The organism is Rossellomorea sp. ABR4_004, from assembly GCF_056159585.1.
The window spans coordinates 56990-78601 of record NZ_JBSWVM010000005.1 but is presented as its reverse complement, the minus strand read 5'-3'; the positions used below and the strand labels follow the sequence as shown (position 1 = coordinate 78601).

Below are 21612 nucleotides of genomic sequence, written 5' to 3'. Positions count from 1 at the left end.
GTCGGAAGAAACATAATCGCGAGAAAAAGTTATAGAAATATACTAATAACAATGGCCGTTATGAAGCTCGCCAATGTCCCGGCTATGATAGCCTTCAAGCTTAATTTAGAAACCATTGGACGCTGTGTCGGCTCTAAAGAACCCAATCCGACAATCAATTGACCGATTGAAGACAGGTTCGCAAAGTTACAAAGGGCTACGGAAAGAATCGCAACAGTCTTAGGGGAAAGTTCGCTCATCATTCCTGAAAGTTCTTTGTATGCGACGAATTCATTCACAGAAAGCTTCGTCCCGATGATGGAGGCAGCACGGAATGCTTCATCCATCGGAATGCCGACGAGAAGAGCAAGTGGATAGAACAGGTACCCGAAGACCGTGGAAAGACTCATATCGACAGCACCCAGTAATCCGTTCACGAGGGCAAGGATCCCGATAAATGCGATGAGCAGTCCACCAATATTGATGGCCAGCTGTGTACCACTAAGGGCACCTTCTGAAATCGCTTCAAATACGTTTGTATGAGTTGTTTTTCCTAACGAAATATCTCCATTCGTCTTGGATTCTTCCGTTTCCGGTTCGATGATTTTGGCCATCACAAGAGAGACGATTGGTACACTAAAGACGGATAGAAGAAGGAATTTCATGTCGATCCCCATCAATGAGTATCCGATTAAAATCGCTCCACTTGCCGAAGCAGTTCCCCCAACCATAACGGCAAAAAGTTCAGAACGCGTCAGTTTTATTAAATAGGGTTTAATCAAAAGGGGGGCTTCAGCTAATCCAAGAAAAGAATTTCCGATCGCATTAAACGATTCAACCTTCGTTGTCCCAAGGATCTTACCTAACCCGATTCCGATATATTTTACAAAGAACGGGATGATTCGCAAGTAATAAAGTGCTGAAATAAGTGCAGAAATAAAGATGATCGCACCCAGAACGTTGATTGCGAACACAAATGAAATGTTCGTACCCTTCTCAAAAAATCCTCCGAACACGAACATGATCCCTTCATTGCTGTAGTCGATCACTTTCTGTACACCCAAGGCAGCTTTTTTCAAAATGGTTTGTCCGAATGGGACTTTTAAGACAAATAAGACAAGAAGGAATTCCAGGCAGATCCCGATGATGATCGTGTGCCATTGAATGGCAGAGCGGTTGCTGCTCAACAGCCATGCTAAAAATAGAACGCCAAGTAATGATAAGATGCCATATAGTAAACTCATAATACAATCCCCCAACATGTAATCTTCAACGAATTCTCAGGTTTACGTCGTATGATGTCAGACCTCTCGAGAAAATAAAAAAGTGCATGAAGACATTCTCTATTAAATAGGGAAAGTCTCCATACACAAACAGCATATAGAAAAGACTTTCCTTATAGTCCGGCACTTTACGGCTGCCAGGTAGAGACTTATGGTCCATATCACCATAGATATATAAGGAATTCGTATGAAGTTGATTTGAAATATGTTTTCTACTCTATCATATGACGGAAGACTATCACAATAGTTTTTTATGAATGCAAGCCATGGAAAAACGTGGTGAATCTTTATTACTATATAAAAAAGAGGGACGGACCTTCATTCCTATGACCAGGTCATAGGAATCGAGGTCCGTCCCTCTCTTGTGTCTTCTTATTTTGTACGTTCTAATAGGTTTGCAAGAACGTGTTTTTTGTAAGATTCTACATAGCGTTCCTCGTAGTGGCGTACGCCTGCTTTTTTTAGTTCTTGTACGTACCAGCCTTTGCTTCCGATATGCATTGAAATCAACATCCTTTCTTTGCTTGTTATTGATTGGAATCTCCGACTAGCTCTTCGCATGAGCTACGTTAAGATTGCTTACGGTTGTACATTGTAACATCTCATATTTCATGAAAAAAGGGGGTAAAGGGAATTTTTCGGATTCATCCTTTTCTGAATATTTTTCAGGGAAAATTATTTTTTTTGAAAAAAAGTGATCCAAAACTGAACCACCTTCGTTAGCTTTGTGAAAATTGGATGGAGGGTGCCTGTCTCAGGTACACCACACCCCAAAAAAAGCGAATCGGAAGGAGGTGACAAGACGCAGTGCATAAACGCCTAATTCAGGCTTTGCTCTTTCTCGGAGTCATCAGTATTCCCACTTTTGCTTCTGCAGATAGCGGACTTCTCTCCAATGTGACAAATGAAGTCGACGCTGTCACTGATGAAGCAACGTCAACCGTGAATGAAGCCGTATCCGCTCCTGACGAGGAGAAGGACAAACCTTCCATTGAAGAGAAAAGGACAACTTCAAAGGAGGAGAATCAATCAAAAGGGAATTTACTTTCGGGTACAGTTGATTCGGTGACAGAAACGGTTGATCAGACGACTGGGACCGTTTCAAATACAGTGAATTCCGCAACCAAAACGGTCGGAAATACTGTAGACAAAACCGTGGAACGTACAACAAAACCGGTTACTGATATCGTAGGGGAATCAGCGGCTCCTGTAACGGAAACGGTGAACAATACAACGAAGTCCGTTACCAATACTGTTGAAGAAACAACGAAAACGGTAACCAATACAGTTGAATCGACAACCAATACGGTCAGGAACACGGTGGAAGAAACGACAGAACCAGTTACAGATTCTTTGTCAGACGATGAGCCCTTATTAGAAGTCGATCTAACAGAAGATCCTGAAGTGAAAGTAAATACAGGGATTGTCGATGTCGACGTTTCTAAGGATCCACAAGTAAAAGTGGATACAGGAGTAGTAGAAGCAGATGTTTCAGACGAAACATCTGTTGAAGTGGACACTGGAATCGTTGAAACAGAAGTAAACGATGAGCCATCGGTTGACATTAAGGTGGATGAGAAAGTAGAAGTGGAGAAAGAAGATGTTCAGAAGGAAACTTTCAAAAAAGATGTCCCTGATGAAGCATCATCCAAAGGTACTGATGAAAATTCCATTAGAATTAGCAAAGCAAAACAATTAAAAGACTCAATACTTACCAAACCGGCTAAAGTTGAGGCAAAAGAAGCCTTCAAGGTTGAAGAACCGAAAAATCAGAAGGAACGTCCTTTCACACCTGCCAAAAAGATGGAACCGGTATTAACGACAACAACCACGAATTCCACAAGTCAGCCTTCAAGCACGAGTGGAATGAATGGGCAAACTACCGGATCTAGCTCTCTATGGTATGTGTCGGACCAGCAAGCAGGGTCCGTCAACTTCCAAAAAGCCAATTTATATGATAAAAAGAATCTTTATTATGATCAATGGTTAAACGCACCACCGTCCCAACCACCTCAGGCAATCTCTTCTTTTCAAAAGTATATAAAACCTAAAAACTTTTAAAAGGAGAGAAAAATAAGATGAGAAAAAGCGTATTTAGAACATTAGTAATGACAGGTGGATTAGCAGCAAGTCTAGCAATCGGAGGTCAAACAAGCTTAGCGGCAGAGAATGATTCACTGCTTAACAGCAATGATGGATTACTGGAAGATGTCAACATCCTGGATTCTGAAGAGGGTCTATTAAATGGATTAAACATTGGTGGATCAGATGAAGAATCGAATACGGATGCAAATGCTGATGCTAATGCAAATGTCGTAAACGAAACCGTCGTCGATGAAGAGAATGATTCTGTTACTACGAATAATGGTGCAGAAGCAACTTCAGATGTAAACGCAGCGGTTGAAGGGGAAAACGAATCAGCAGAAGTAAATGCAGATGCGGACGCTGCTGCTATGAACGAAACAATGGTAGAAGAAGATTCAGCTACTTCAAAAACAGAAGCGGGAGCATCACAGGATGTAAACGCAGCTGTTGAAGGAGAAGATGAATCAGCAGAAGTGAATGCAGATACGGACGCTGCTGTTATGAACGAAACAATGGTAGAAGAAGATTCAGCTACTTCAAAAACAGAAGCAGGAGCATCACAGGATGTAAACGCAGCTGTTGAAGGAGAAGATGAATCGGCAGAAGTGAATGCAGATACGGACGCTGCTGTTATGAACGAAACAATGGTAGAAGAAGATTCAGCTACTTCAAAAACAGAAGCAGGAGCATCCCAGGATGTAAATGCAGCGGTTGAAGGAGAAGACGAATCAGCGGAAGTGAATGCGGAAACGGACGCTGGAGTCATGAACGAAATAACAGTAGAAGAAGATTCAGCTACTTCAAAAACAGAAGCAGGAGCATCCCAAGATGTAAATGCCGCTCTTGAAGGAGAAGAAGAATCAGCAGAGGTAGGAGCAATGACTGACGCTGGTATCATGAACGAAACCATGTACAATGAAGAAGAAGATTCTTATGCCACTACTACTTCCGGAAACCTTACTTCTGGTCTGAATGCTTCTGAATCTGATGAAGAGAACGAAGTAATGGCTGATGCCGTGACAGATTCAAATGTTTGGGTAAGTGCCGAAAGCAACGAAGAAAATGATTCTTCTAAAGCGTCGTTTGGTACTGAATCTGCAAATGGTCTTGTACTGGGGACAGAAGATAAAGAATATGGCGATTCTTCTAAAGTAGAAGCTATGAACGATACTTCTGTCATGACGACTGTTGAAAACAGCGACGACTATTCTAAGTTTGAAACAAACGCAGGGAATAACCTGATGCTGGGTGCTATGTCGAACGATGAAGACGAACAATCTGCTGCTACTGTCATGAACACAGTGGAAGCTGGACTATGGGCTGAATCAATGGATTCTGAAGAAGAAGAGTATACAAGTGCTGGGTTAAGTGCAGGTACAGATACAACTCTTGGATTCTTATCCTCTGATGAGGACAACGAATCTTCTCTTCTATCAAACCTTGGAGTAAATGCAGATGCCAGCTACACTCAATGGGAAAAGGAAGAATCTTCAGACAGCGAGTTCAACCTTGGTCTTTCTACAGATCTTGGACTAAATACAATGATGCAGTCTGACGATGAAGGTTTTGATTTAGGACTGTAAAAAAAGAAAAGGAATGATCCATTGCGGATCATTCCTTTTTTATTGAACAGCTTTCTTCAATTCCAATTCTTCTTTTTCAAATCGTTCGAACATGATGAAGAAGAGTCCGGCACTCACTAGAGCAAGGAGCGAAAGGATGATAAACGTCCAATCATACCCTACATAAAGTGAGAGAGTGATGGATAGAGGCGCGATCGTTCTCGCGACTGTGAAACGCAGGCTGGCTGCGGCAAAGTACTGCCCCCTCATATGGTCCGGTGCAAGCTTTGAAACGAAGCTTTGCTGGATACCTGCTGTCATGAGCTCTGCGAATGTGAATACCGCCATGGCAATCACAAACATCCAAACCGAGCTTGTTTGTCCAAACATAAAGATTGAAACGGCGTAGATGACCGAGGATAGGATGAACACATTGCGCTCACGGAATTTCGTGATCCATCTCGTGATGACCACTGTAAGAAGGGCCACCAGGAATCCATTTTCAGATAGTATCAACCCGAATACCTGCTCACTCACAAGGGTCAATGACCAGTCCCCGAAGCTGAACAGAGTGGCTTGATCCATCACATCTTTGATATATACGGGAATCAGCAGGTCCAGTTGCATAAACGTTTGACCCACGAGAATCCCTGCTAATATGAATAATAAAAACGTTTTGTCTTTAAAAATAACACTATAATCCTTCATCTGATCTGATATCACACTATGCCAGGCTTTCTTTTTCCCTTCTGTCACCAGTAGCTTACTAGTGTCTAGAGGTGCTGTTTCCCTCGTCATTTTATATAAAAGAAGAGCTAGGAACATGCAAATAAGCGCAGCGGCAATTAAAAGCTCGAAACGGTAATGAACATAGAAAATCCCACCAAGAATCGGCCCTACGACTACTGCGATATTTATAGAAGTATAAAAGATGGCAAACACATGACTGCGGTCCTTTTCGTCCACTACATCAGCCACCATGGCCTGACTTGCCGGCCAATAAAACGAACCAAATACCCCTACCAAACTAAAGCAGATAAAGCCGATCATGGCTGAATCGAGCCACGGTGAACTGGCAAGGCCGAAGATTAAAAAGGCAAAGCCTTGTCCGAATGCAGAGATTACCATCATACGCTTACGCCCGAAGCGATCCGCGCAATAGCCTCCCATCAGATTCGCGAGTACGGCGAATACCTGTGAAAGAACCAATAATAATCCTGCCGTCTGCTTTCCGAATGACTCTGTAAAATAAATCGTCAAAAACGGAAAGAACATCCAGAACGTAATGTTAATCGCTGCTTCCCCAAACAGCCGGACCTTAAGATTACGGTCCCAATCCCGAATTCTCATCTATATTCCTCCCCTCATGAAACGCTAGATGAACTAGAATATCATAGCTCGATAGGACAAAATAAACAAGACTGATTTAACTGGTATTTACAAAATATTTACTCTTGCTGAAGCAGCGTCTAAAGATACCATTTTCTCCTTTTTGAATACATTAAAAGTATTGAATGGGAAAGGAACGGTGGGTGGAGGTGATTGATAGGCTTATCCTTATTACTGGTGCTTGGACGCAGGTGATCGGAACGGTGATTGCAGCAATTGGCGAAACCATGGTCATACAAGAAGAACGATTCAGTCAAGAGCCTCTCGGGTTTCGGTTGGTCTCCATCGGAAACGGATTTGAAGCGGCAGGAAATGCCCTTCAGGGGGTGGGAGCGGAAAAGCTCTCGGACGGTTCATTTGGAGAAACGTTAAGAGTGATCGGTGATTGGATTCAGGCTTCAGGAAACGTAACAAACGTTGCAGCAGCTGAACTCCAATTTGCAGGAAGAGGAGAGGAAGGATTGAATCTTGATATCTTTGGTGATACCATCCAATCCTTAGGGGCAGGACTGGAAGCCTATGGGGCCACATTGGGTACGCGGGAGTTTTCAGATCTTCTTGCAGCCGGAAATTCACTTCAATCCCTTGGTGCAGCAATTGAAGCGATAGGAGAAGTATATATTTTAAAGGAAATGAAGGATATCGGATTGCAGATCACCGCATTCGGAAGCTATGCCCAGGCAGCAGGTGCGACGATTGCAGCCATTGCGTTGACAAAGCAGTTTGGGTGAGTGAGCTTTTTGAGCGAAATAGGAGGATTTGTTTCAAAATGTGAATGGAAGGTTTATAGGATCACGGGAGAAGGATACTCCGATTTAAAGGGGAGGATTGCGTCTTTTTTCAGGTTTTTTGCGTCAAAATAGTATTATATGCGTCTATATTTTGATTTATGCGTCGTTTTTCAAAATTATTGCGTCAACATTTCAATATATGCGTCTTTTTCCAGATACACCCAATGGACTGAGCGCTCAGTCAACCGAACTTCTTCCAATCCCATCCTCATCCCCATAAAAAAAATCCCAAAAGGCAGCCAAGCCACCTTCCGGGATCCTCCACAGTCAAATCTTAAAACGCCCAACCGCCATCGCGGAATACTGCTTCAGTCGAGCCGTCTTCTTTCACACCATCGATATTCATTTTGTCAGAACCAATCATGAAGTCAACATGTGTGATACTGTTGTTCAAACCGTTTTTCTCAAGCTCTTCTTCACTCATTTTCTTTCCGCCTTCGATACAGAATGCATAGGCATTTCCGATCGCAAGGTGGTTTGATGCGTTCTCATCGAATAGTGTGTTGTAGAATAACACATTCGATTGAGAGATTGGGGATTGATGAGGAACAAGGGCGATTTCCCCAAGGTAATGAGATCCTTCATCTGTGTCCACAAGGCGCTTCAGGATTTCTTCGCCTTCCTCAGCTTTAACATCCACAATACGGCCGTTTTCGAATGTAATCGTAAAGTTATCGATCACGTTACCACCGTAGCTAAGTGGTTTCGTGCTTGATACCGTTCCGTTCACACCAGTTTTTAATGGAACCGTGAAAACTTCTTCCGTTGGCATGTTTGCCATGAAAGTGGTTCCTTGTTCGTTCACACTTCCAGCTCCTACCCACAGGTGACCTTGAGGAAGCTCGATCGTAAGGTCCGTCCCCGGTGCCGTGTAGTGAAGCTTTTTGTAGTTCTTTTCGTTCAGGTATTCCACTTTTTCGTGAAGGTTTGCGTCGTGATCCTTCCATGCCTGGACAGGGTCAGCCTGGTCGGCACGGACTGCTTTGAAGATTGCATCCCAAAGTAAATCCACCTGTTCTTCTTCAGAAGCATCCGGGAATACTTTTGCAGCCCAGTCTTTCGAAGGAGCAGCCAGTACGCACCAGCTTACTTTGTCCGATTGAATGAATTGACGGTATTTGGACATTGCTTTTCCAGCTACCTTTTGGAAGTTTGAGATACGATCTGGATCTACCCCTTTAAGCAAGTCAGGGCTTGAAGATACGATGCTCATGAATGCAGCTCCGCCTTCAGCAAGCTCTTCGACTTCTCTTGCTTTCCACTGAGGGAACTCCTGGAATGCTTCGTCTGGAGCAAGATCATATTTCGTACGATTCACTACATCATCATTCCAATTAACATAGACATGCTTAGCCCCAACTTCATAGGCTTTCTTTACCACTAAGCGGACAAATTCTGCTGAATCGATGGACGTGTTGATGACAAGTGTCTGTCCCTTTTGAACATTGACGCCGACTTCAACAGCCAGGCTAGCATATTTCTCAAGATTTTGTTGGTAATTAGACATATGTATTCTCCTTTTTTTCAGAATGTTCTATTACATTCTTATTGTATCAGTGCGGGCACCGTTTGCAAGTGTTTACACCCATCTTTCTATCGTATGCGAAAGAAGGGAAAAGTATTTGTTTCGTGAACGTTCTGTGGCATCCAAACAAGAAACATAGCGAACCACGGGGAAACTATACTATAATGATTGAAGCAATACTTCAGATCAAAAAGGGGGAAGAAACAGTGCCGTGGAATGTCCTTTTATTACGAATGTCCGCCATCTATGGGTTTATTGGAGCATTTCTCGGGTCTCATATGGCAGGAGCCGGGTCGTATGCGTTTAAGCCCATTCACGCTCATATTTTAGTAGTGGGCTGGTTAAGCTTATTTGCGTATTCATCCTATTATCGTTCCTATCAAGTGCCGAAATCTTCTAAACTTGCATTTGCACATGTATGGACTGCGATTATCGGTTCCATCGGATTAACCCTTGGGATGTGGATGTACAACTTAAATCCATTCAAACTGCCGGGAAGCTTCACGATGGTCTTCTATATAGTTGGAGGAAGCACGTTATTACTCAGCTTTTTCCTATTCGTATTCATGACATTTAAATATAGTGAGAGTAAGAAGTAGGAGAGGAGCCTGTTTTCAGTTGAAAAACAGGCTTTTTTGAATGGGTGTGAGTTAATTGTGGATAAGTTGTACCTGGATAAAACGTGCCTGACGCTACTCCACCTCAATCAAAAAACTCCTCCCATCGAAATGGAGAGGAGTTTTCATAACTAGGTGGAAGCTTTATCCTGCTGCTGCTCTTGAAATAGGAACCGATAGTCCATCGGGTTTTGGATCAAATCGGCCAAGGTATATTCGTCAAGGACAGAGAGGTAGGCGTTTAACGCTTTGCCGAGGACATGTTTTAATCCGCAGACCGGAGTGATGACGCAGCTGTTGTTTTTGGCGTCAAAGCATTCGACAAGATGGAAGTCTTCTTCTGTGGTCCGGACAAGTTTTCCTATATTTATATCTTCCGGGGATTGTGCCAGTTTGATGCCGCCGTTTCTGCCGCGGATCGTCTCGATCAGACCGTTTTTCCCCAGTTCATACGTCACTTTCATCAGGTGATTCTTTGAGATGCTGTAGGCATCAGCGATTTCTTTTATATTAGAGAGTTCCTCTTTTGGTTTTGATGCCAGAAAGATTAGGACTCTCAGTGAGTAGTCAGTGTATAAAGTTAGTCTCATTTATCTCACCTTTCCGATCCGATACATTTATTATACAGAAGGAAGCATGTTTGTGTCTAAATGTGGCTGTTTTGTTAAAGATGTATTTTATATATTGCTTTGTAAAAAAAAGAGGAGTACGCTAAAGATGTATTTAAAATATATCTTTAGAGGTGACCAACATGCTATCTCAAAAAACCATTGAAATCGTGAAGTCAACTGCGCCTGTGTTAGAGGTCAAAGGAACGGAAATTACGTCCACTTTTTATAAAAATTTATTTACAAATCATCCGGAATTACTAAATATTTTCAATCATGCCAATCAGAAAAAGGGCAGACAACAAACCGCATTGGCCAATACGGTGTATGCAGCTGCACAGAATATCGATAAGCTCGAGATGATCCTGCCGGTTGTAAAGCAAATCGCGCACAAGCATAGAAGTTTAGGCGTTAAGCCTGAGCATTATCCGATCGTTGGCGAGCATTTACTTCAAGCCATCAAGCAAGTTCTTGGAGACGCAGCGACAGACGAAATCATTGAAGCGTGGGGAGAAGCATACGGTGTCATCGCAGGAGTATTTATTGAAGTAGAAGAAGAGATGTACAAAGAAACGGAGAACAAAGTAGCCGGTTACAGAGACTTTAAACCGTTCATCGTCGCGAAAAAAGTAGTGGAAAGCGATAGTATAACCTCTTTCTATCTTGAACCAAAAGAAGGGGGCAATGTCCCAACCTACATGCCGGGTCAATATATTTCTGTACGGGTGAGCATCCCTGGTGAAGAGTACACCCATATTCGTCAGTACAGTTTATCAAGTGCGCCAATGGAGAACTACTTCAGAATTTCTGTTAAAAGAGAAGCGGAATTCGATCCTCAAGGGAAGGTGTCTAATTTCTTACATGACAAAGTAGCCGTGGGAAGTGAGATTGAAGTCAGTGCACCGGCAGGCGATTTCTATTTAGCGAATGCCGAATCACCTGTTGCATTTATTAGCGGAGGTGTCGGAATCACCCCTATGATGAGTATGTTTGAAACGGTGGCGAGAACGAAGCCGGAACGCCCGACTGTCTTTATTCATGCGAGCAAACATGAAGGGGTACATGCCTTTAGAAATGAAGTAGACGGTTTAATGGAAGAAGTAATGAACGGAGAAGCGTGCTATGTGTACGAAAATCCCCGTGACGAATCTCAAGGTCATTATAAAGGATATGTGAACAAAGAAATCCTTACACAATATGTGGATGGAGAAACGGAATGCTATGTGTGCGGGCCGGTACCATTTATGAAAGCTGTCATCTCAACGTTGAAGGAAATGGGAGTTCTTGAATCTAACATACACTTTGAGTTCTTTGGACCAGCGATGGATTTATCGAAGAAGGAAAGTGTAAGTGTGTAAAAAGAGTTTCGGGAATTGGATATGAAAATAAAATGGGGAAGTTGAAATTATATTGGCCGAAATTGAAATTAAGAAGTGAAAGAATTGAAAATAAAACTAAGTTTTCGTCCCTTTCACATTTTGATTTTCAGCCAAATAAACAGAAAACGCCAGGATAACCTGGCGTTTTTCGTATTTACAGACGATGTTCGTCCTCATCCACCCGGTTTTTAAACGCTTCCTGGGTCACAATCAGTTCTTCATCCCCAGCTGCATCTTCTGAGTGTTTTCCCTCTGGTGCACTATTTTGAGGGAAGTTTCCTGGATGTCCCTTTTTCTTTGATTCGAACGATTTTCCACGTGCCATATCAGCCACTCCTTTTCATCCGTGATACAGGTAGTTTTTCCAGCTCATACGAAAATATGTGAAGAGGAATTGTCAGAAAATAGACGTATCTTATGCATACAAACCTGGAGTTCTTTGGATATACTATTGGTAAGAAGTGGGGAGTGATCGATACGTCAAAGACCAGCCGCGTCCACTATAGTTTTGAGTAGGAGGGGTAAAATTGGATTTTTCGATGATCATGTCCGAGCAACGGATTAAGAAGGCGTATGAGGATGGCGAGTTCAAAGAGCTGCCGGGCTTTGGTAAACCGCTCAATTTAGATGATGATTTAGGAGTGCCCCAGGAGTTGAAGATGGCCCACAGAATGATGAAGAATGCAGGGTTTACAACGGATGAAATGAATGTGAAAAAAGAAATGATGCGCATTGAAGATTTGTTACGGGTATGTGATGATGACCTGGAGAAGCAGGAGCTGAAAAAAAGCCTGAGTGAAAACATGCTCAAATACAACGCGATGCTTTCAAAGAAAAGAATCAAAACGAATGGTTCACTATTCAAAAATTATGAGCATAAAATTGAAAATAAGCTGCTGAAATAATGAAAACACCACTTTCGACAAGGAAAGTGGTGTTTCTTTATTTCTTCTCGGGCTCATCTTTAAATAAGAAAAATGAGATCAAACCGGATAAGAGTGCCGCTCCAATGATGATCATGGTTTTGGCTTCGGCAGGTATTTCAGAGTATCCTTTGCCGAGCATCCAATTTGCTACAACGGCTACGATAAACATGATGGGAATCATCATGATGATTCTTCGTTTCAAGGTGCCACATCCTTTAGTGCTCTAATGATGCTTTTAGTTTATCATATTTTACACGTCGACACTCCGTTGAATCCGTTCGGCACTTGTGGCGGTTTCTTGAACATATTGAGCAATCATACGATTATCACCATGAAGGGTTTCAATGGTAGCACTGATTTCCTCGAGCCCTGCAGAGGTTTGTTGAATGACAGCTGCAAGCTCTTTCGTCGATAGCTCAGCTTCTTCTGTTTGCCCACTTACTTCAGCTGCCGTAGAAGTTAAGGTCTCGAACTCGTTTGACAAGGCAGCAAGCTTTTCACGCAGTGTCGTGAAATACTCTGTTACGTCACCGGTTGCCCCGACATTTTCATTCAGCTTTTCTGAGCTTAGATTCATAATTTCGACAGCAGAAGAGTTCACTGAGTTAACGGAAGCGAGATTGTCGTTAATACGGGTGGCAGTGTTTCGCGTAATCTCTGCCAGTTTCCGGATTTCATCTGCTACAATACTGAATCCCCGACCTGCTTCCCCTGCCCTCGCAGCCTCGATGGATGCATTTAAAGCGAGCAAATTGGTTTGATCCGTAATGTCTTGAATGCTTCCAATGAACGTATTTGTTTCTTCAATTTTGCTTGTTAATTCGCTGAACGTTTGACGAAGGCCTTCGATAATATTCTTCAACTCAATCATGTTTTCCTGCAAGTAAGTGACTCGCTCACTGCCTGACACTGCAATGGAATTCGCTTGAGTGGAATGGACAGTGAGATTGTTTGAAAGCTTCGAAACTTCCTCCATTTTACTCATCGTCGTTTCGGAAACGGCAGCAATGTTGTTAATCTGATCGCTTTGTGTGACGCTGCCTGCTGATATTTCATTTACGGCCGTCCTCATTTCATCATGTGAGACGAGGTGAGTTTGTATCTGCTCGTTGATTTGATGAATGCTCGTAGAGATGGTCGCTAATTCTTTTTGTAGGAAGTTTCGTTGTTCTTCTTTTTTCATTCCTTCGCTTTCTGTCATTTTGATAAATTCCTGAAGCTGCTTGAATTGATTGCGGTTCAAGTGGATCACCACTCCAAGGACCGTCCCCAATAGTACATATACAAGTAAAGCCGGAATGAATAATTCTGTGAAAATCGGGTCGTTTGCAGGTGCAAGGGCGCCATTTAAGATGAATAAGGCGAGTCCGGACCCGTACCCGATCCCAAAGATCACTGGATTAAAATGAATCGCACTGATGACAGCCAAAAATAATAAGATGACTAATTCGTTTGGATTGGACCCTTCTAAAAAAAGCCAGATTCCGATGATGGCATAAACAGTAGGAATGCTGAAATAAACAAAGGAATGTGGCTTTTTCAGCATTAATTGCAACAATATGAAATATGCGGCCAGAATGATGATCTGTGAAGCGAATACTGTTACGGTAATGATCCCTGACTCATTCATGATGGAATACACGAGGGCTGCGATCAGACTGATGGAATATGTGATCAGGAGCAGCAGATTTTTTCTTTTACTATCGACTTCTTTCAATTGCTTTGGGGTCATGACGGTTCTCTCCTTTAATATAAATACCTATATATTACATATATCGACAAAAACAGGTTGCGTTTTCATAACGGTTTACAGTAATTTATAAGAAAATTTTGAACGCTTTTACCTCTCAATAATTAGAAGTTCCATCCGATATTAGAAGTAGACTACGAAGAGTAAGGTGGAGCGATCGATGGATAAGACGTCTTTGATAGGAGTCATTTTAGGATTGATAGCGGTTGGAGTTGGGATGGTTTTCAAGGGAGTAAGCCCTGTTGCCTTGCTTAACCCTGCAGCCATATTGATTATTTTACTTGGGACAGTGGCAGCAGTGACCATTGCCTTTCCAACCCATGAAATTAAAAAAGTACCGAAGCTATTCGGCATACTGTTTAAAGAACAAAAACTGCAGGACCCGAAACAAACGATTCAATTTTTCTCCCAATTGGCAGACCTTGCCCGAAAGGAAGGACTGCTTGCACTTGAGGCCAAAACTCAGGAAGTCGATGATCTTTTTTTGAGGGACGGACTTTCATTAGCTGTGGATGGACAAAGCGCTGATTATATAAGGGATGTGCTGCATGAAGAAATTGATGCCATGGAAGAGAGGCACAGTGCCGGGGCGCTCATCTTCACTCAAGCGGGTACCTATGCACCGACCCTTGGGGTACTTGGAGCGGTGATTGGACTTATTGCGGCCCTCAGTCACATGGACAATACGGATGAACTTGGTTATGCCATTTCTGCAGCCTTCGTTGCAACACTCCTCGGTATCTTCACGGGTTACGTTCTTTGGCATCCATTTGCCAACAAGCTGAAGCGTAAATCAAAGCGTGAAGTACAGATGAAAATGATGATGGTAGAAGGGATCCTCTCGATCATCGAAGGAGAATCACCGCGGGTGATCGAACAGAAGCTGGCATCCTACTTACCGGCAAGTGAACGATTATTGTTGTTAAAGGGGGATGAGGATGAGGCGGCGTAAGAAGAAACATGACGACGAGCATATGGACGAGTCCTGGCTGATACCTTACGCGGATTTGCTAACCCTGTTACTGGCCCTTTTTATCGTGCTTTATGCATCAAGTTCAGTGGACGCTCAAAAATTCAGGGAACTCTCCCAGGTGTTTAGTGAAATATTCACCGGTGGGACCGGAATGATGGAATATCCCAGTCCCGTGGCACCCCAGCAGTCGAGCGATCAGGAAAGCAAACAGGCAGCATCATCAGGGAATGATGAGGAGAAAGAGAAGGAATTAAGTAAGGAAGAGCTTGAAAAGCAGGCATTTCTGAAGGATCAGGAAGAGTTAAAGGAAATTCAGGAAAAAATCAATCAGTATATCAAAACGAATAATCTGGAGATTCAATTCGTTACGAAGCTTACTGATGAAGGATTGCTTCTCACGATACGGGACAATGTGTTATTCGCCTCGGGATCAGCCATAGTCCAAGGAAATGACCTGAGTGTGGCAGGTGAACTATCGGCACTACTTGAAATGAATCCTCCTCGGAACATCATCATTAGCGGTCACACCGACAACGTGCCTATCAGTAATGCGGAGTACGACTCCAACTGGGAGCTTAGCGTCATGAGGGCCGTCAATTTTATGAAAATCATTTTGGACAATCCGAAGCTTGATCCCCAGTGGTTCAGTGCAAAAGGATTCGGTGAATTTGAACCGATTGCCGACAATTCTACCACAGAGGGTCGGGGACAAAACCGCAGGGTGGAAGTATTGATTCTGCCCAGGGTTTCAGAATAAGAATCAGGGTCTGCAGTCAGAAGTTGGCTGCAGATTTTTTATTGGTCAGAAGTTGCCGTATTTCCGGGGAAATGAACGGTTTTTGTCGAATGGGACCCCTCTCAAAACTCACTTTAATAGACTTTCACCAACTAAATCATCCTCATACTTTCCTATTTTCAAACAAAATGTTTCACACAACCAAATTTAGGGAAAAGTTTGAAAAACCATTTAGAAGCTGTGGCTAATTTTTCAGGAACAGGGGTCTCATTTAGGAAAATAAAGGCATTATACATACGTTTGTACGATCATTTCCGCCTGCCCCGATCAACAATTCCAAACCTTAGCCACTGCCTCTACTAAAAGGAGGAGCACGATTGGATACGTTTTTTGACATCATAGGTAAAGTTTCGGCATGGTTATGGGGGCCACCATTAATCATTGTCCTGGGTGCAACGGGTTTGTACCTGACATTTTTATTGAAATTCATACAATTTCGCTATCCTCTCTACATATTTAAGCAAACGATAGGGAGCGTATTTAAGAAGCCTAAAGGTGAAGGAACGGTGACGCCGTTGCAGGCCTTGACGTCGGCTCTATCATCCACCATCGGGGCAGCAAATATTGTCGGGGTACCGGCAGCGATCATGTTTGGTGGGCCGGGAGCTGTTTTCTGGATGTGGGTGATTGCCTTAATTGGGATGGCCCTTAAGTTTTCCGAGAGTGTGCTTGCGGTCCGCTATCGTGAGAAAAACGAAAAGGGAGAGTATGTTGGCGGTCCCATGTACTACATGACGAAAGGATTAAACATGAGATGGCTCGGTGTATGGTTCGCCTTCGCCCTTATGATCGAGCTGATTCCAAGTGTGATGGTGCAGGGGAACGCTGTGGCATCCACGGTAGAAGAAACATTTAATGTAGATGGACTTATCACGGGTATTGTCGTTGCCCTCATCGTTGTATTAATCGTATTTGGTGGCATAAAGCGTATCGGTAAAGTGACGGAAATCTTTGTACCGTTCATGGCTCTGATCTATGTTGGAAGCGCATTGGTCATTCTATTTATGAATATTGATGCAGTGCCGGAATTCTTCAGTCTGATTCTGTCGAACGCATTTCAACCCATGTCTGCAATGGGTGGGTTCGCAGGGGTCGCAGTGGCTGAGACGATCCGTTGGGGATTTGCCCGTGGGTTATATTCCAATGAGGCAGGACTGGGAACGGCACCGATTGCACATGCTGCGGCACAAACCGATCACCCCGTCAGGCAGGGGCTATGGGCGATCGTTGGAATCGTGATTGATACGATCATCGTATGTACAGCAACGGCCTTCGTCGTGTTATCTTCAGGGGTTTGGACTGCTGAAAATGCACTGGATGACCCTTCAGCACTAACAACTGAAGCGTTCTCTAGTTATTTCGGGGAATTTGGTGGAATCCTCGTTACGATTTCATTGATTTTCTTCGTACTATCTACGATTATCGTCATCGTCTTTTATGGAGCAAAGCAGGCAGAATTTCTATTTGGCTACAAAGCAGCACAAGGGATTAAGATCGTTTATACGGTCGCGATTGTCCTTGGTTCAGTTGGTGCAGCAAAAGTCATTTGGCAATTCCTTGACTTAGCCCTTGCAGCAATCTTAATTCCGAATATCATTGCGGTTCTTCTTTTAAGTAAAGAAGTGAAGAGGCTTACACATGAATTCTTTACGTCGGATGAGTATTACATGAAGGACACCGGCAGGGTAAAAGAAAAGAAAATCTCATAGTCCAAAAGACTTGTTTTTCCGAGAGGGAGGGCAAGTCTTTTTTTGTGTGTAATTCTAACTGTACTGCGCATTTCGAACTGTTTTTCAGCCGTGGATGATTATGGAATTAGTGATAATGATTTTCATTTAGTTGTTGACTCCTCTTGAAACCTTATTGTAATATAGGATTGTATTAACTGATAATGATTTTCAATATCAATGATATTCAGTAAAAATCAATGAAAGTTTTGGGGATTGTCATGAAACAACGTTACCTTCTTATTACGCTCATCTTGCTGTCACTCCTGTCTTTATTTGTCGGAGTGAGCCATATTACACCGATGGATTTACTTCAATTTCAATCCGAAGAGACACAGATTTTTCTCATCAGTCGATTACCGAGATTGCTGGCGATCTTACTTGCCGGTGCGGGAATGAGCATTGCAGGTTTGATCATGCAAAGCTTGAGTCGAAACAAGTTCGTATCCCCTACAACAGTGGGAACCATAGATGCTGCCAGGCTTGGTATCCTTGTATCGATGATTGTGTTTGTGCATGCCTCAATACTTGAGAAGATGATTGTTGCCTTTGCATTTGCGTTAGCAGGTACTCTGCTTTTTATGCAAATCCTCGATCGGATCAAATTCAAGGATGCCGTCTTTATCCCCCTCGTCGGGTTGATGCTTGGAAATGTGTTATCTTCGGTGACAACGTTTTTTGCCTACAAGGCAAATGTGATTCAAAATATGGCAGCATGGCTGCAAGGTGATTTCTCATTAATCATGAAAGGTCGATATGAACTTTTATACATAAGCATTCCCATTATGATCATTGCGTATCTTTATGCGAATCGATTTACTGTCGCCGGGATGGGGGAGGACTTCTCCAAGAACCTGGGTGTTTCTTATCGCAGAATAGTGAATATTGGTCTCGTGCTGGTTGCGCTCATCACGGTGACAGTCGTATTGACCGTAGGGATGATTCCGTTCCTGGGGTTGATCATACCCAATATCGTTTCCATCTTTAAAGGAGATCATTTACAGAAGACATTACCTCATACGGCCTTACTTGGAGCCATCTTTCTTCTTGTCTGTGATATTTTGGGCAGGGTCATCATCTACCCTTATGAAATTTCGATCAGTTTAATGGTTGGGGTCATCGGCAGTGCCATCTTCTTATACTTGCTGGTAAGGAGGAAGGCATATGCGTAATCGTTGGAAAATGCTTATTCTACTGGGGATTTCTCTATTATTCTGTGGTGTTTATTTATTTTACGAGCTAAATGGAAGCTATGATTATGCACTGCCTCGACGGGGTATGAAGGTGCTTGCCATGATCATTACGGGAGTCGCGATCGCCTATTCAACGGTCGTGTTTCAAACGATCACACATAATCGGATATTAACACCGAGTATTATGGGGCTTGATTCTCTTTATCTTCTTCTGCAAACAGTAATGATCTTTTTCCTGGGATCGGATCACATACTAGTCATAAACAAGAATATAAACTTCTTATTATCCGTTACAGCCATGATTGTATTTGCCCTTATCCTGTATCAATTATTATTCCGTCATAGTAATCAACCAATCTACTTTTTATTGTTGATCGGAATCATCGTTGGTACATTCTTTGGAAGCATCACCACATTCCTGCAAGTGTTGATTGATCCCAATGAATTTTTAATGGTTCAGGATAAGATGTTTGCGAGTTTCAATAACATAAATGCAGATCTGGTTTGGCTTGCCCTTATCATTGTCATCCTCGTGATGATGATTGGCTGGAGAAAGATCCATTACCTGGATGTCATGTCATTGGGAAGGGAAATGTCCATTAATCTTGGCGTCCCGTACGATCAAATGGTGCGTCGTATGCTGGTGATTGCATCTGTGCTCATTGCTGTTTCTACCGCCTTGGTCGGTCCGATTACCTTTTTCGGATTGATTGTCGCAAACTTAGCTTATCAATTCTTTCGGACCTACAAACATAGCATTTTCATTACCGGTGCGAGCTTGATGAGTGTCATTGCCCTCGTTGGCGGACAGTGGGTGGTAGAACGGATTTTCACGTTTTCCACGACTCTAAGCGTGATTGTGAATTTCATCGGAGGGATGTACTTTATATATCTTTTGTTAAAGGAGAGTAAAGCCAAATGATACACATTCGAGGGCTGTCCAAGTTTTACGGGAAAAAGCTGGTAGTTGAAGACGTGACCGTCACGGTTCAGCCTGGTCAAATCACTTCGTTCATTGGACCGAATGGTGCCGGGAAGTCTACCCTTTTATCAATGGTAAGCCGTTTGCTCGATTCAGATAGTGGTGAAATCATACTGGATCAGACCGATCTCAGGAAAATGAATTCAGACGATCTTGCCAAAAGAGTCGCGATCTTAAAACAATCCAACTATCTTAACGTCCGTTTGACGGTGAGGGAACTGGTATCGTTTGGACGATTTCCTTATTCGAAAGGACGATTGACCGAAGAAGATGAGAGGGCAGTTAACCAGGCGCTTGATTATATGAATCTGGTGGACTTAGAGGGGAACTACTTAGAAGAATTATCAGGTGGGCAAAGGCAGCGGGCATTCATTGCCATGGTCATCGCCCAGGATACCGATTATATTCTCCTGGATGAACCCCTGAACAACCTGGATATGAAGCATTCTGTCCAGATTATGAAAATTCTGCGCAGATTAGTGGATGACCTGGGAAAGACGGTCGTCATCGTCCTGCATGACATTAATTTTGCCTCTGTGTATTCAGACAGAATCGTAGCGATGAAAAACGGAAAGGTCATTAGAGAAGGTTCAACAGATACCATCATACAAACCCAAACATTAAAGGAAATCTATGATATGGATATTCCTGTGCAACAGATGAATGACAATCGAATTTGTGTTTATTTTAATTCATAAAAAAAGAGGAGATAAGAAAATGAAAAAATGGACATTTATAACATTATTATTTACAGTCTTACTAGTTTTGGCAGCGTGCGGTTCAAAGGAAGAATCATCAACAGAAGCGAAGAATTCAAGTGGAAATGAAGAGTCGAAAGAAATCACGGTAAAGCATGAACTTGGCGAAACGAAAGTGAAGCAAAACCCTGAAAAGGTAGTCGTGTTTGATTTCGGTGTCCTTGATACGTTAGATGAACTTGGCGTGGAAGTAGCGGGAGTACCACAAGCAACCATTCCTCCCTACCTGGAAAAGTACAGCAGCTCAGACTATACGAACGTAGGAAGTTTGAAAGAGGCAGATTTTGAAGCCATCAGTTCGATGAAGCCGGATGTGATTTTCATCTCTGCACGCCAATCGGAAATGTATGAAGAATTCGCAAAAATCGCTCCGACTGTGTATGTTCAAACGGATTACACAAATTACATGGAATCGTTCACAAGTAACATGGAAACCATTGCAGAAATCTTTGATAAAGAAGATGAAATGAAGAAGGAATTAGAGGATGTTCAAGCTCAGGTCGACGGCATTAAAGAGAAGACTGGAAGCCTTGATAGCAAAGCATTGATCTTGATGGGGAATGAAGGAGAAGCAAGTGCATACGGACCGGGATCACGTTTCGGAATTCTTCACGATGTATTTGGATTCAAGCCTTCTGATGAAAACATAGAAGAATCCACTCACGGACAAAATGTTACATTTGAATATGTATTAGAACAGAATCCTGATGTTCTGTTTGTGATCGATCGTGATGCTGCTTTTGATCCAAACGCAAGTGTGAAAGATTCAATAGAAAACGAACTTGTACAAAAAACGAACGCTTATAAAAATGAAAAAATCGTCTATCTGAATGGTGGCCCATGGTACCTTTCAGGAGGCGGACTTCAATCGATGAAACAAATGGTTGAAGATGCGAAGGCAGGTTTATAATATGTTTTATCAAATAAAGAGACTGGTAGTGAAAGAGGGAACATCATCAAAAGTGGTTGAAAGGTTTTCCGGTGAGGGATTAATTGAAAAACAGCCAGGGTTTATCGACTTAAAAGTCCTCGTCAAAAAAGTACGCCGCGGCGACGAAGAAGTGATTGTCATGATTCAATGGGAATCGGAAGCGGATTGGAAAAATTGGGAGAAGAGCCCTGAGCATATTGCCGGTCATAAAGCGAGTGCCGGCAAGCCTAAACCCGACCATATTCTTGAATCGAGTCAACATGTGTATGAGGTAAAGGCAAGTAAATAATGAAAAGAAGTGTCCTGATGTATATTGGGACACTTTTTCTTTTATTTTCCTTCTTGTCTAGATTTGAAC

Annotated in this window: 22 protein-coding genes and 1 riboswitch; of the genes, 14 read left to right on the top strand and 8 right to left on the bottom strand. The window is 42.7% G+C overall.

Translation table 11 applies throughout. The features are described 5' to 3' along the window. Positions 1 to 29: 29 nt before the first annotated feature. Together ACXAF2_RS21140 and ACXAF2_RS21135 are read right to left on the bottom strand one after the other, a co-directional pair. Complete coding sequence (locus ACXAF2_RS21140; protein WP_475141618.1) at positions 30 to 1223, bottom strand: NupC/NupG family nucleoside CNT transporter; 1194 nt, start codon at positions 1221 to 1223, stop codon at positions 30 to 32. Positions 1224 to 1358: 135 nt separating this feature from the next. Further along, positions 1359 to 1460, bottom strand: a riboswitch (purine riboswitch). A 174-nt stretch (positions 1461 to 1634) separates the two neighbouring features. After that, positions 1635 to 1763, bottom strand: coding sequence for a YflJ family protein (locus tag ACXAF2_RS21135; RefSeq protein ID WP_082386245.1), 129 nt, complete (start codon positions 1761 to 1763; stop codon positions 1635 to 1637). A gap of 306 nt (positions 1764 to 2069) precedes the next feature. Here ACXAF2_RS21135 and ACXAF2_RS21130 point away from each other — a divergent pair, with 306 nt between their 5' ends. Both ACXAF2_RS21130 and ACXAF2_RS21125 read left to right on the top strand, forming a co-directional pair. Next, the gene (locus ACXAF2_RS21130) at positions 2070 to 3323 is read left to right on the top strand and encodes a hypothetical protein (protein WP_475141616.1); all 1254 of its coding nucleotides are present in this window, start codon (positions 2070 to 2072) and stop codon (positions 3321 to 3323) included. Between the two features lie 17 nt (positions 3324 to 3340). Continuing rightward, entirely contained in the window at positions 3341 to 4930 is a 1590-nt protein-coding gene (locus tag ACXAF2_RS21125) for a hypothetical protein (protein ID WP_475141614.1), read from the top strand. Positions 4931 to 4969: 39 nt separating this feature from the next. Here ACXAF2_RS21125 and ACXAF2_RS21120 read toward each other — a convergent pair whose 3' ends face one another. After that, positions 4970 to 6259, bottom strand: a complete 1290-nt coding sequence (locus ACXAF2_RS21120) for an MDR family MFS transporter (RefSeq protein WP_475141612.1) — start codon at positions 6257 to 6259, stop codon at positions 4970 to 4972. A gap of 188 nt (positions 6260 to 6447) precedes the next feature. Here ACXAF2_RS21120 and ACXAF2_RS21115 point away from each other — a divergent pair, with 188 nt between their 5' ends. Further along, the gene (locus ACXAF2_RS21115; protein ID WP_475141610.1) at positions 6448 to 7029 is read left to right on the top strand and encodes a DUF6944 family repetitive protein; all 582 of its coding nucleotides are present in this window, start codon (positions 6448 to 6450) and stop codon (positions 7027 to 7029) included. A gap of 334 nt (positions 7030 to 7363) precedes the next feature. On the opposite strand, the gene ACXAF2_RS21110 is transcribed toward ACXAF2_RS21115, so the two are convergent. Further along, positions 7364 to 8596, bottom strand: a complete 1233-nt coding sequence (locus ACXAF2_RS21110) for an aminopeptidase (RefSeq protein ID WP_148967381.1) — start codon at positions 8594 to 8596, stop codon at positions 7364 to 7366. A 224-nt stretch (positions 8597 to 8820) separates the two neighbouring features. Here ACXAF2_RS21110 and ACXAF2_RS21105 point away from each other — a divergent pair, with 224 nt between their 5' ends. Further along, a complete protein-coding gene (locus ACXAF2_RS21105) occupies positions 8821 to 9213 on the top strand; it encodes a hypothetical protein (RefSeq protein WP_475141608.1) in 393 nt (130 codons plus the stop codon). Positions 9214 to 9362: 149 nt separating this feature from the next. Here the strand turns inward: ACXAF2_RS21105 and ACXAF2_RS21100 are convergent, their stop codons facing one another. After that, entirely contained in the window at positions 9363 to 9821 is a 459-nt protein-coding gene (locus ACXAF2_RS21100; RefSeq protein WP_475141607.1) for an RrF2 family transcriptional regulator, read from the bottom strand. Positions 9822 to 9982: 161 nt separating this feature from the next. On the opposite strand from ACXAF2_RS21100, the gene hmpA reads away from it, so the two are divergent. Then, on the top strand, positions 9983 to 11197 hold the full coding sequence (gene hmpA, locus ACXAF2_RS21095; protein WP_475141605.1) for an NO-inducible flavohemoprotein: 1215 nt from the start codon (positions 9983 to 9985) through the stop codon (positions 11195 to 11197). Between the two features lie 175 nt (positions 11198 to 11372). On the opposite strand, the gene ACXAF2_RS21090 is transcribed toward hmpA, so the two are convergent. Then, positions 11373 to 11543: a hypothetical protein gene (locus ACXAF2_RS21090; protein ID WP_187443193.1), complete on the bottom strand. Its 171-nt coding sequence runs from the start codon at positions 11541 to 11543 to the stop codon at positions 11373 to 11375. Positions 11544 to 11745: 202 nt separating this feature from the next. On the opposite strand from ACXAF2_RS21090, the gene ACXAF2_RS21085 reads away from it, so the two are divergent. After that, positions 11746 to 12123: a DnaJ family domain-containing protein gene (locus ACXAF2_RS21085; RefSeq protein ID WP_475141603.1), complete on the top strand. Its 378-nt coding sequence runs from the start codon at positions 11746 to 11748 to the stop codon at positions 12121 to 12123. Positions 12124 to 12160: 37 nt separating this feature from the next. On the opposite strand, the gene ACXAF2_RS21080 is transcribed toward ACXAF2_RS21085, so the two are convergent. Both ACXAF2_RS21080 and ACXAF2_RS21075 read right to left on the bottom strand, forming a co-directional pair. After that, positions 12161 to 12346 (bottom strand): histidine kinase, encoded by a 186-nt coding sequence (locus tag ACXAF2_RS21080; protein ID WP_475141601.1) that lies wholly within the window; start codon positions 12344 to 12346, stop codon positions 12161 to 12163. Positions 12347 to 12394: 48 nt separating this feature from the next. Next, a complete protein-coding gene (locus ACXAF2_RS21075; RefSeq protein ID WP_475141600.1) occupies positions 12395 to 13876 on the bottom strand; it encodes a methyl-accepting chemotaxis protein in 1482 nt (493 codons plus the stop codon). Positions 13877 to 14054: 178 nt separating this feature from the next. Between ACXAF2_RS21075 and motA the strand changes: the two genes are divergently transcribed. From motA to ACXAF2_RS21035, 8 genes are all read left to right on the top strand, one after another. Further along, positions 14055 to 14846, top strand: a complete 792-nt coding sequence (gene motA / locus ACXAF2_RS21070; RefSeq protein ID WP_113968680.1) for a flagellar motor stator protein MotA — start codon at positions 14055 to 14057, stop codon at positions 14844 to 14846. Then, entirely contained in the window at positions 14833 to 15624 is a 792-nt protein-coding gene (gene motB / locus ACXAF2_RS21065; RefSeq protein ID WP_475141598.1) for a flagellar motor protein MotB, read from the top strand. Before motA ends, motB begins: the two co-directional genes overlap by 14 nt. Positions 15625 to 15980: 356 nt before the next feature. Then, entirely contained in the window at positions 15981 to 17372 is a 1392-nt protein-coding gene (locus ACXAF2_RS21060; RefSeq protein WP_475141596.1) for an alanine/glycine:cation symporter family protein, read from the top strand. Between the two features lie 239 nt (positions 17373 to 17611). After that, entirely contained in the window at positions 17612 to 18562 is a 951-nt protein-coding gene (locus tag ACXAF2_RS21055) for an ABC transporter permease (protein WP_475141594.1), read from the top strand. Further along, positions 18555 to 19505 (top strand): iron chelate uptake ABC transporter family permease subunit, encoded by a 951-nt coding sequence (locus tag ACXAF2_RS21050; protein WP_475141592.1) that lies wholly within the window; start codon positions 18555 to 18557, stop codon positions 19503 to 19505. The genes ACXAF2_RS21055 and ACXAF2_RS21050 overlap by 8 nt, the downstream gene beginning before the upstream one ends. Beyond that, on the top strand, positions 19502 to 20263 hold the full coding sequence (locus ACXAF2_RS21045; RefSeq protein WP_475141590.1) for an iron ABC transporter ATP-binding protein: 762 nt from the start codon (positions 19502 to 19504) through the stop codon (positions 20261 to 20263). The genes ACXAF2_RS21050 and ACXAF2_RS21045 overlap by 4 nt, the downstream gene beginning before the upstream one ends. A gap of 19 nt (positions 20264 to 20282) precedes the next feature. Continuing rightward, positions 20283 to 21233: a siderophore ABC transporter substrate-binding protein gene (locus tag ACXAF2_RS21040; protein ID WP_475141588.1), complete on the top strand. Its 951-nt coding sequence runs from the start codon at positions 20283 to 20285 to the stop codon at positions 21231 to 21233. Between the two features lies 1 nt (position 21234). After that, entirely contained in the window at positions 21235 to 21543 is a 309-nt protein-coding gene (locus tag ACXAF2_RS21035; protein WP_341357348.1) for an antibiotic biosynthesis monooxygenase family protein, read from the top strand. Positions 21544 to 21612: the final 69 nt, after the last annotated feature.